The 11,968-nt window shown below is 55.4% G+C and carries 6 protein-coding genes; 5 read left to right on the top strand and 1 reads right to left on the bottom strand.

Annotated elements, in window-relative coordinates:
* Window positions 1–357: 357 nt before the first annotated feature.
* From RWZ58_RS01290 to tuf, 5 genes are all read left to right on the top strand, one after another.
* Window positions 358–2,541 carry a neutral/alkaline non-lysosomal ceramidase N-terminal domain-containing protein gene (locus RWZ58_RS01290; protein WP_314656886.1) on the top strand — a complete coding sequence of 728 codons (2,184 nt, stop codon included), beginning with the start codon at window positions 358–360 and terminating at the stop codon, window positions 2,539–2,541.
* A 637-nt stretch (window positions 2,542–3,178) separates the two neighbouring features.
* Entirely contained in the window at window positions 3,179–3,553 is a 375-nt protein-coding gene (rpsL, locus tag RWZ58_RS01285; RefSeq protein ID WP_005504939.1) for a 30S ribosomal protein S12, read from the top strand.
* On the top strand, window positions 3,553–4,023 hold the full coding sequence (gene rpsG / locus RWZ58_RS01280) for a 30S ribosomal protein S7 (RefSeq protein ID WP_005504941.1): 471 nt from the start codon (window positions 3,553–3,555) through the stop codon (window positions 4,021–4,023). Before rpsL ends, rpsG begins: the two co-directional genes overlap by 1 nt.
* A gap of 72 nt (window positions 4,024–4,095) precedes the next feature.
* Window positions 4,096–6,210 carry an elongation factor G gene (gene fusA / locus RWZ58_RS01275; protein WP_303949355.1) on the top strand — a complete coding sequence of 705 codons (2,115 nt, stop codon included), beginning with the start codon at window positions 4,096–4,098 and terminating at the stop codon, window positions 6,208–6,210.
* A 200-nt stretch (window positions 6,211–6,410) separates the two neighbouring features.
* Complete coding sequence (tuf, locus tag RWZ58_RS01270; protein ID WP_005508397.1) at window positions 6,411–7,601, top strand: elongation factor Tu; 1,191 nt, start codon at window positions 6,411–6,413, stop codon at window positions 7,599–7,601.
* A gap of 694 nt (window positions 7,602–8,295) precedes the next feature.
* Here tuf and RWZ58_RS01265 read toward each other — a convergent pair.
* Window positions 8,296–11,625, bottom strand: a complete 3,330-nt coding sequence (locus RWZ58_RS01265; protein ID WP_314656883.1) for a Fe2+/Zn2+ uptake regulation protein — start codon at window positions 11,623–11,625, stop codon at window positions 8,296–8,298.
* Window positions 11,626–11,968 lie beyond the last annotated feature (343 nt).

The raw sequence follows: 11,968 nt of genomic DNA, 5'->3' as shown, positions 1-11,968 counted from the left end.
GGGTATCCGCGTTCTTTGTTTAACGAATAGGTGGGGGAGGGGCGGCTTTCTTTTAAGCGGTACTTTAATATTCTTTATCCTTCAGGGGAAGGTTGCATATTTTTTGCCTAGTGGGCGAATTTATTTATCAAAAAATCATTGGAGTGCATTATTTTTCAAAGCGAGAAAATTTCTTGGCTGAGCAAGAAATAAGATGATGCACAATTCTTGCGGGAACCCCTGTATCTCGCTCTAAGATTGCAATATACAGAATGTTTGCTCGTTTTTCTTGCCAGTATAAAAAGAGTGAATATTCTATATTTGAACAATGCTAATTCAACTTGGAAAGCCCTTTGACTAGGTTCTATTCTTGAAGGCATGCATATCACTCCATTCTCTTCCGGACGGGTGGCAACTCGAGGCACCCGACTGTCTTCCGGAGCAGCACACGCTCACGAATCTGAACAGAATTCTTCCTGGTCTGCAGGGGAGCAAAAGCGCTCCTCTGTTTTTTCGCGTTTTAAGGCGCCCACCCACTCTCTTGCTCGCATTGGCGCAGCATGTCTTATTGCGGCGTCCGCAATTCTTCCCGCCGGTCAGGTTGCAACCGCAGCCCCTGCTTCTCAGAGCGCTAGCGCTACCCCCTACCTGGTAGGTGCGGGTGCGGCGGATATTACCGGCGAGCCCGGTGAAGTCGGCTTCATGGGCTACGGTGAGACCTCCCAGAAGGGTAGCGGTGTGCATACTCGTCAGTACGCACGTGCTTTCATTGCTGTGGACCGAGCCTCGGGTAAGCGTAACCTCATTGTTGTTCTGGACTCTCTGACCGGTTGGCAGTCTCTGCGTGATGAGCTGGTGAAGCGCATCCGTGCAGAGTTTGGCTCCGCGTATGACGAGTCGAACATTATGATTACCGCGACCCACACTCACGCGACTCCGGGTGGCATTACGCACCAGAGCCTGTACAACATTACGACTCTGGGCTTCCATCAGGACACCTTCAACGCCCAGGTGAACGGTTCGCTGAAGGCAATCCGCCAGGCAACCAAGGATCTGGCTCCTGGTAACCTGACGATCTCTTCTTCGAAGCTGACCGGTGTTGGTGCTAACCGTTCCCGCGAGGCGTTTAATCTGGATTCTCCTCAGTTGCGTTCTAAGTTGCCCGGCGGTACCGATCCGACCAATATGACTCTGCGTTTGGAGCGTAACGGCAAGACTCGTGCGGTGCTGAACTGGTTCGCGATTCACCCGACGTCTTTGACCTCGAAGAATACTTTGATTTCGAGCGATAACAAGGGGTATGCGGAATACCTGCTGGAGACTCAGGATCACGGTGTTGACCGCAATGTTCCCGGTAGTGGCGATGGTTTCGTGGCGGCGTTTGCAAATGCAAATGCTGGTGACGTTTCTCCGAATACCTGGCTGAAACCGGGGCAGGGCCCGACCAATGACCAGTTCAAGAACGTGAAGATTCAGGGTGAGAAGCAGGGTAACGCCGTGCGTTCTCAGCTCAAGAGCTCGGGTACCCCGGTGGGTAAGGGCTTGGATTCGCGTATTTCGTACTTCAACTTCTCGGGTATGAATGTGGACGCCAAGTACACCGGTAGCGGCCATAATGAGCGCACCTGCCAGGGCTTCCTGGGTACTCCGTTCGGCGCCGGATCCACTGAGGATGGCGGCGGTGGTTGGGCTGTCTATAAGGAAGGCTCTGGTCGCCCCTCTATTCTGGGTACCTTGGTGTTCACACCGAGTGCGGCACAAACGCGCTGCCAGCAGCCGAAGGGCATTCTCTTCTCTGCAAAAAATGGAACGATCATTCAGGAAAAGTATCCGGTGCAGATTATGCGCTTCGGTGACTACTACCTGCTGGGTATGCCCGGCGAGTTCACCGGCGCGGTGGGCGTTCAGTACCGCCAGGATGCAGCCAAGCTTTTCGGTGTTCCCGAATCGCATATTATTCTGCAGGGTTACACCAATGCCTACGATCACTATGTGACTACTCCTGAGGAATACGACTCGCAGCAGTATGAAGGCGGCGCGACCCTCTTTGGCCGTTACACCTCCAGTGCCTTCCGCCAGACTATTAACGTTGTTGGAACTTCCCTGAAGAACGGCACCCCTCTGGGTATCGGTGATCGTCCGAATGATCGTCGCCCGGTAGCTAGCCTGCAGGGTAAGGTCGTCTACGACACTCCCATGTTCGGTACACGCTACGGTCAGGTGACCCAGCAGCCTCAGGACGCTATTGCCGGCCGTCAGGAGGTGTCGGCTCGTTTCGTGGGTGCACACCCGAACAACAATATGCATCACGACGGTAGCTACTTCGTGATTGAGCGCCGTGTGGGTAATACCTGGAAGTACTACACCGCAGATAACAATCCGGACACCTTCTTTGAATGGAAGCGCATCGGTGCTTCAGCTTCCCAGGTGACGGTGCGTTGGAGCGTTCCGGCAAATACCCCTAAGGGGCAGTACCGCATCCGCTACTACGGCAATGCCAAGAAGAATTCGAAGACTATTACCCCGTTTGAGGGGCAGACTCGAGTCTTCCAGGTGGTGTAGTTCGGCAGTCGCTACGGTGAACCTATAACTGAAGACTCTCTTGCGGGAGGCGGGTGCGATTCTGCGCTCGCCTCCCGCAAGTATTGAAGCCGTCAAGAATCGTGTGTGTGATTCTTGGCGGCTTTCTGTTTTAGGTCGCCTCAAGAGGTCACGGGGAAGGGATAAATCCCAACAATGTAATTTAAGTGAGATAAATCATTGGATTTAACCCCTTGGGTGGGGCATTAAAGCGAAGAATCCCAGTTCTGGCGCTAGATTAAGTGCGATTTAACCTGTATAGTCTTATCCGAAGTACTTGAGCTCGGTGCACAAGGATCCACCCCCGGTGGGTTTACGCGGGATATTTCCCGAGGGTACGGGCATGATGAATCAATGGCAGTATGGATACCGTCCTTTGGCGTTGCTTTTTTGCTGACGCCTAAATGCCATTTTTAAGCGTGCCCAAAAACTTTTTCACCTCTGACGGTGAGAAATTTTAGCCCTGAGAACTCGCCGAGATGTCGAGGAACCTATAGAAACCAACCGGATATGCATTCGAGCGTTTCTGATAACCGAGAGCACCCATCCAACGTGATGGGGGCCAGTAAGTTTATACGGGATTTTCTAACGAAGAACCCGATCAAGCAACGGAGAAAACGTGCCTACTATTCAGCAGCTGGTCCGCAAGGGCCGGACTCCCAAGGTCGTTAAGACCAAGGCGCCCGCACTGAAGGGCAACCCCATGAAGCGTGGCGTGTGCACCCGTGTGTACACCACCACCCCGAAGAAGCCGAACTCGGCACTGCGTAAGGTCGCTCGTGTCAAGCTCAACGGCGGCGTCGAGGTTACCGCATACATTCCCGGTGAGGGTCACAACCTGCAGGAGCACTCGATTGTGCTCGTTCGCGGTGGTCGTGTGAAGGACCTCCCCGGTGTTCGCTACAAGATCGTTCGTGGCGCTCTGGATACCCAGGGTGTTAAGGGTCGCGGCCAGGCTCGCTCCCGCTACGGCGCTAAGAAGGAGAAGAAGTAATGCCTCGTAAGGGTCCCGCTCCCAAGCGTCCCCTCGTAAACGATCCTGTTTACGGTTCTGCTCTGGTCACTCAGCTGATCAACAAGGTTCTGCTGGACGGCAAGAAGTCCGTCGCAGAGCGCATCGTCTACGGCGCCCTCGAGGGTGTCGAGAAGAAGACCGGTTCTGACCCGGTCGCAACCCTGAAGAAGGCAATGGACAACATCAAGCCTTCTCTCGAGGTTCGCTCCCGCCGCGTTGGCGGTGCAACCTACCAGGTTCCGGTTGAGGTTCGCCCCGGCCGTTCCACCGCTCTGGCTCTTCGCTGGCTCGTTGGCTTCTCGAAGCAGCGCCGCGAGAAGACCATGACTGAGCGTCTGATGAACGAGATCCTGGATGCGTCCAACGGTCTCGGTGCCGCTGTGAAGCGTCGCGAGGACACTCACAAGATGGCCGAGTCCAACAAGGCCTTCGCACACTACCGCTGGTAATTCTCCGTTTAGAGCCTGCCGAGTCGATTCGAGTCGGCAGGCTTTCGGAGTATCTCATTTAGGGAGAATAACGTGGCACTTGACGTGTTCACCGACCTTAACAAGGTCCGCAACATCGGTATTATGGCGCACATCGACGCCGGTAAGACCACCACCACTGAGCGCATTCTGTTCTACACCGGTATTAACCACAAGATTGGTGAGACCCACGACGGCGCTTCCACCATGGACTGGATGGCTCAGGAGCAGGAGCGAGGTATTACCATTACCTCCGCAGCAACCACCTGCTTCTGGAAGGACAACCAGATCAACATTATCGACACCCCCGGTCACGTCGACTTCACCGTTGAGGTTGAGCGCTCCCTGCGCGTCCTCGACGGCGCAGTTGCTGTGTTCGACGGCAAGGAAGGTGTTGAGCCCCAGTCTGAGACCGTTTGGCGCCAGGCTGACAAGTACGATGTCCCCCGTATCTGCTTCGTCAACAAGATGGACAAGATGGGTGCTGACTTCTACTTCACCGTTCAGACCATCATCGACCGCCTGGGCGCACGCCCGCTGGTTGTTCAGCTCCCCATCGGCGCTGAGAGCGACTTCCTCGGTGTTGTTGACCTGCTCGAAATGAAGGCATACGTCTGGCCCGGCGACGCCAAGGGTGACGTGACCATGGGTGCCTCCTACGAGGTTCAGGACATCCCCGCCGACCTGGTTGAGAAGGCTGAGCAGTACCGCGCTGAGCTGGTTGAGGCTGTTGCTGAGGCTAGCGAAGAGCTCATGGAGAAGTACCTCGAAGAGGGCGAGCTGTCCATCCCCGAGATCAAGGCTGGTATCCGTCAGCTCGTGATCGCAGGCGAGGCATTCCCCGTTCTCTGTGGTTCTGCATTCAAGAACCGTGGTGTTCAGCCCATGCTGGACGCTGTGATTGAGTACCTGCCCTCCCCGCTGGACGTTCCGGACGTTGTCGGCTCCAACCCCTCCAACGAGGAAGAGAAGCTGACCCGTAAGGCATCCGCTGACGAGCCCTTCGCAGCACTGGCATTCAAGGTTGCAGCTCACCCGTTCTACGGTCAGCTGACCTACACCCGTGTGTACTCCGGTACCGCAGCTCAGGGCCAGCAGGTTCTGAACTCCACCAAGGGTAAGAAGGAGCGCATCGGTAAGCTCTTCCAGATGCACTCCAACAAGGAGAACCCGGTTGAGGAGATCACCGCAGGTCACATTTACGCTGCGATTGGTCTGAAGGACACCACCACTGGTGACACCCTGTGCGACCCCGCACACCCGATCGTTCTCGAGTCGATGACCTTCCCCGACCCCGTGATCTTCGTGGCTATCGAGCCCAAGACCAAGGGTGACCAGGAGAAGATGTCCACCGCTATCCAGAAGCTTTCCGCTGAGGATCCCACCTTCACCGTTTCGCTGAACGAAGAAACCGGTCAGACCGAAATTGGTGGTATGGGTGAGCTGCACCTGGACATCATCGTTGACCGTATGAAGCGTGAGTTCAAGGTTGAGGCTAACGTTGGTAAGCCTCAGGTTGCTTACCGCGAGACCATCAAGAAGGCAGTCGAGAAGGTCGACTACACCCACAAGAAGCAGACCGGTGGTTCCGGTCAGTTCGCAAAGGTGCAGGTCTCCTTCGAGCCCCTGCCCCTGGATGGCGAAGAGCTGTACCTGTTCGAGGACAAGGTCACCGGTGGCCGCGTTCCTCGCGAGTACATCCCCTCGGTCGACGCTGGTATCCAGGACGCTATGAAGTTCGGTGTCCTCGCTGGCTACCCGATGGTCGGCGTGAAGGCAACCCTGATCGACGGTGCTTACCACGACGTCGACTCCTCCGAAATGGCGTTCAAGATCGCTGGTTCGATGGTCTTCAAGGAAGGCGCTAAGCGCGCTAACCCGGTCCTGCTCGAGCCGCTGATGGACGTTGAGGTTCGTACCCCCGAGGAGTACATGGGCGACGTTATCGGCGACCTGAACTCCCGCCGTGGCCAGGTTCGTTCCATGGAGGACGCATCCGGCGTTAAGATCATCAAGGCTATCGTGCCCCTGACCGAAATGTTCGGTTACATTGGCGACCTGCGTGGTAAGACCCAGGGTCGTGCAGTGTTCTCGATGGCATTCGACAGCTACGGCGAGGTTCCCAAGAACGTCGCTGACGAGATCATCCAGAAGAGCCGCGGCGAGTAATTTCCGCGTCTCACCCGTGGGCCACGGGCTAAAAACCTGTGGCCCACGCCAAAATTTTCAATTAAATCCATTATTGAGAGCATGAACAGTTTCATCTCTGCGGCGTAATCCGCTATTGTAGACGCTAGACCGTTTTATAACGGGATGCGCCGGAGCGAAGATCCGCGTGCATGTTTTCAATCGTTCTAGGAGGAACACTCTTGGCTAAGGCTAAGTTCGAGCGCTCCAAGCCTCACGTTAACGTCGGTACCATTGGTCACGTTGACCACGGTAAGACCACCCTGACCGCAGCAATCTCCAAGGTTCTGGCTGACAAGTACCCGGACCTGAACGAGAAGCGCGACTTCGGTATGATCGACTCCGCTCCCGAGGAGCGCCAGCGCGGTATTACCATTAACATTGCTCACATCGAGTACCAGACCGAGAAGCGCCACTACGCACACGTTGACGCTCCCGGCCACGCTGACTACGTCAAGAACATGATTACCGGTGCGGCTCAGATGGACGGCGCAATCCTCGTGGTTGCAGCTACCGACGGCCCCATGGCACAGACCCGCGAGCACGTTCTGCTCGCTCGCCAGGTTGGCGTCCCCACCCTGCTGGTTGCACTGAACAAGGCAGACATGGTTGACGACGAAGAGCTCCTCGACCTCGTCGAGATGGAGGTCCGTGACCTCCTCTCCTCGCAGGAGTTCGACGGCGACAACGCTCCCGTTGTTCGCGTCTCCGCACTGAAGGCTCTCGAAGGCGACCCCGAGTGGGTTGCTAAGGTCGAGGAGCTCATGGACGCAGTCGACACCTACATTCCGGACCCCGTGCGTGAGAAGGACAAGCCCTTCCTCATGCCCATCGAGGACGTCTTCACCATCACCGGTCGTGGCACCGTTGTTACCGGTCGTGCAGAGCGCGGTACCCTGAAGATCAACTCCGAGGTCGAGATCGTCGGTATCCGCCCGATCCAGAAGACCACCGTTACCGGTATCGAGATGTTCCACAAGCAGCTCGACGAAGCATGGGCAGGCGAGAACTGTGGTCTGCTGCTGCGTGGTCTGAAGCGTGACGATGTTGAGCGTGGTCAGGTTGTCGTGGAGCCGGGCTCCATCACCCCCCACACCGAGTTCGAGGCAAACGTCTACATCCTCTCCAAGGATGAGGGTGGCCGTCACAACCCCTTCTACTCCAACTACCGTCCTCAGTTCTACTTCCGTACCACTGACGTGACCGGCGTTATCACCCTCCCCGAGGGCACCGAGATGGTTATGCCCGGTGACAACACCGAGATGACCGTTACCCTGATCCAGCCCATCGCAATGGAAGAGGGCCTCGGCTTCGCTATCCGTGAGGGTGGCCGCACCGTTGGTTCGGGTCGCGTTACCAAGATTATCAAGTAATTGCCGTAAATTTACGACAATTCGCTAGATATCTGCCGGAGAGGATACTCTCCATCAGGTAGCGATACTCAAGGACCCCCGCATCTGCGGGGGTCCTTTTGTTATGTCCTTTTCCCTGGCTCGCCCTAGCTGCTCCTGACTGATAGGAGCTTCGAAGAAGGGAGCGGCGTCGCCACGGGGAGAAAAGCGGGGTCCTAAAAGCCCGTGGACGTCTGATACAAGCTATCAAGCACCTGGCCAAGGGGAGTCTCAGGCGATTGAAGCGAAAGCGTAGCCTACAGGAGAAACGAACGGGGACGCCGGACGTAGCAATAGCCCCTAAGATCCATACAGCAAGGCGTACCAGCCTCCACGCTGCCCTGTAAACAGATAGCAGAGACGTGTAAGAAGAGAACGGTACAAACTATATTTAGGCTATCTCTCCGGATCCTCAGAAGCTCACAGTGTTGTGAACGTTAGGGAAGCGCACGATAGGTTGTTGAAGGCCCGCTGAAAGGCGCTAGAAGCATCGTTCGCGGCAGACGGTAGTATCTAGGCGGTAAGTTGATCCTCTCGGCAAACGCTACGTGGGGTAAAGAAAAACGGTTCCCAGCCCGAAGGCTGGGAACCGCAATTCGAATGACTGCCCCTCGGAAGGGACATAGGTAATCCTACTACAGAATGCTGCAGGAAAAGAACCTACATGAGCCTATGGCTAGATGTTTTCCTCGTTGCGAGGCAGGTATCCCTGCTGAGGAGCCGGAGACTGCTGCGCCTGGATAGTGCCCTGAGGGTACATACCCGGCTGGTTCTGAGGCTGTGAGAAATCCTCGAGCTGCTCAGAACCCTGGTGCGGAGCTACCGCATCCTGCTTATTCTGTCGCACCAGTAGACGCCAGATAACGCCGGCAATAAGCAAAATCGAGATGATCAGCAGGGTCAGCGGGTTCAGACCGTTGAGCAAAATTGCCAGGTCGAGGGTGACCAGAGCAGTTGCGATATAGGTCCAGACTCGGTCGAGCAACAGAGCGCTCAGAAGAGTCAGAGCGATGCCGAGTACCAGTACCACGATATCCGGACCGTCAGCGGGAACTGCCCACGTTACCAGGGTGAGGAATACCTGCAGGCCCAAAGCCCAGTACAGAGGAGAATCCGATACCTGCTCGTCTACAGGCCTCTTTGCGATGAAGTTCTTGAGAACCTTGGCTGCCACAACAGCCAGCAGAATCAGAAGAGCAACTTCAAGAACGACGCTCAGAGGATTGGACTTCGAGTAATCAATGACCAGGCGGGCGATGAAGAGACTGAACGCCGTGGTGCAGATGGCCGGCAGGTTCTTAGCCTTGGTGACAGACACGAAGGACAGGGCGCCTAGAGCCCAGAGAAGCGCGTTGAGCTCCACCTGCTTGGGCTCAAAAACCAGCCCAACGAAAGTGTAGAATCCCAACGTCGCCAGAGCGGGAAGCATCAGCAGCGTATTGACAGGGGCGTAGATACTCTGGCTCAGGGGACGGCGAGACAGGAAACGCGCGTAGGGAGCGCCCAAGGGGCCGTGCATCGGCAAATCAACCATCGTATTACCGACCGGGACAGCGATGCGCGGACGAACATTAGCGTTCACACCGAAGACCTCAACCGGGAGCGTGACCTTCAGAACGAACAGGATGATGACGGCAAACAGAGCGTAATAGCCCAGAAGAGTCATTTCCATTGTGCTGGTTCGCGTGTTGAAGAGATTCCACAGAGAACCGATGCAGAAAGTCGTGATGCTGATGGAGGCACCAATCTGCATGCGGGGGACCCTGAAGATGAGGGCAAGCGCCCACACAGCGATGAAGATGGCAGGAGTTGCTACTGCGAACAGCAGATCATCGAAGTCGCCAATGAAACGGCCTGCGCTCAGGACAGAACCGAGCGTGAAGAAAATCGCCGCCGCGTATGCTTCGTAGTTTCGCTTGGAGTACGCGTAGAGTAGTACGCTGCACAGAGCCTGAACCGCCAGCAGGGCAAGTACGAGGAAGTCTACAAGGGATTCCTTCATATTGCCGCTGATTGCGAGCAGAATGACCGACCAGCAGATGGGGAATCGCGCAACGGTGAGTAGCTCCGAACGAATCGAAGAGCCAGCCGCCATAAAGAAACCAAGCGCACCATAAACGACGGTCAGGAGCGCCGGCAGTGCTACAGCAATGTACTCCTTCTGCAAGTCGTACAGCAGGTAGTGTCGCGAGCCAATCGTCGCGATAAGCAGAGTCGCATAGAACGCGATACGGACAAACATGACAAGCGTGGAGCGGAAGGATCCAACATCCGAAAGTCGTAGCGCGCGGGCCAGAATAAGAGCGCTCAGGACGCTCAAGAAGAGGATGGCACCCGAGAAGAGCGGGAAACCAACCCAGAATCGGCCATGTGCTCCGCCATCAGCATGGTTAGCTACGTACCCAACGAAGAGAGCAAAAACGCCCAAGAAGAGGTAGACCGACATCTCTACAAGACGGTAGCTTGCGTTCTGCGCTGCAACGCCCTGAGAGAGGACAAAAGTCAGCAGCGCAATAGCGGCGCAGACCAACGCAAACATCAAAAGCGACTCAGAAGTCTGCATCTCAGGAATGAGAGCGAGGAAGAGCTGAATCATACCAATGGCATAACCGATGTTGCTCAGTACCGCTCCAGCGGTACGTGCCTCGGGAGCCTTAGCACTGACCAGATAGATGACTACAGCCGCGGCAAAGAAGAGGTAGAACGTTCCCTGGTTGCCAGGGGAAGCATACATGCCAATGACCGGGATGAGCGCTACAAAACTCATGAGCACCAGAGGCTGAATTGCCTTGCGGTACAGCAAGAAGCTCACGATGCAGAGGACACCGATAACCCAGGGGGCGGGGAAGATACCTTGATTGCCTTCTGCGTAGGGAAGGAAGGCGCTCCAGCGCGTTGCGTACATAACGCTATCAGCGACGTGAGCAGTGTAGAAGGCATCATGGAGAGCAAAGAAGGAGAAGAATACGCCGACGCATGCGTCAATTGCCGGCAACCACTCTATCTTGCGAGCGGGTTGGTGAATAGATTCCTTCGCCCAGGGGATAGCCGGGGTGCTTTGCACCTGCTCGGGCTGTTCATCAGTAGCAGGAGCAGAACCAGCAATAGTCTTCTGCAGACGAGGAATAAATACGTACGCAGAAATCAGGTTAACAACCAGGACCGAGACGAAGAAGAAGCTGGGGAACCACGGGCCGTGATCCGAGTCCATGATGAAGGAGAGAATGGACGCAATCGGGTAGATGCGTGCCTGGGCGTAGTAATCCGCTGTGCCGTTCAGCCAGGTGAACAGAATGGCGTGCACAGACATAACCCCAAATGCAATACCTGCATCCGTGTAGCTCAGATCGTTGGTAAAGAAGAAAATGGCGACGGCAGTAGCCGGGACGAAAATACGGGAAGAATCAACAAGACCTTCGCGGATACCCTTCGGGGCAGCATTCGGGGCAAAGTGCAGAATCAGCCCCAGTACGGTGGCAACAACAGTCAACGAGACGAAATACCAGACGAAAGGCAGGGCCGCCACCTTCGTAGCTGCCAACGAGTCCGAAACGATAAACGAAATCAGCAGGTACGCCATCACACGGTTACGCATGAGGGCGCAGGCTCCAACAATGGCTGCAGTGCCAACCAGAGACGTGAGAAGCCAGATGTAGCGTCCTTCAGTCCAAATCTTAAGGACATAGATAGCAACGCCGGTCAGAGGAATAAACGCAAGACCCGTTGCTGCAAAAGAATAGGAGGCAATACGCAGGCGTTCCACAAAACGGTAGGTGAGCAGACCTGCTCCGTAGAAGACAATTGCTCCAAGCGCCATTGCGAGGACACGGAAGATAGCCGTTTCATCATGAGAAGAAGTCACCGAAGTGACAAAAAGGCCTGCGGCACCAATGAGCAGGAGCGAACCAATGTACAGGACAATATTGAGGAAGATATCCTCATTGACCCGGCGTCGCTGCGCAGGAGGCTGAGGATACGGACTCGATAGGGACGGGGGAACGTACAAACCGAGACCTTGCGGCTGAGCATACTGAGGGCTCTGAGACGAAGAGTGAGAGCTAGAGGATGCCTGATGAGGTTGTGTCGGCTGAGACATGGTTTCTCCTTAGGCTGTAGTGATACTTCTACGATACGAGAGTCTTTAGAGCTAAAAGCTTTATTAAGAGCAATAAAGCGCATGGAACTTACTGAAAGTAGATTGAAAGCTCCCTGAGAGTTACATCGCGGGGGTATCCTCAGGTTGACAGAGATAGTTAAGTGTTCTTAAGCACTTAACTTGTGTTCGTATTGCATCGGGGCTCTATCTCTGAGAGAATTGACGACGTTGTCAAAGCGTCTACCTGCACTAA

This window comes from uncultured Rothia sp. (genome assembly GCF_963544205.1).
Classification (GTDB): domain Bacteria; phylum Actinomycetota; class Actinomycetes; order Actinomycetales; family Micrococcaceae; genus Rothia.
This window is presented reverse-complemented; position numbering and strand designations above follow the sequence as displayed.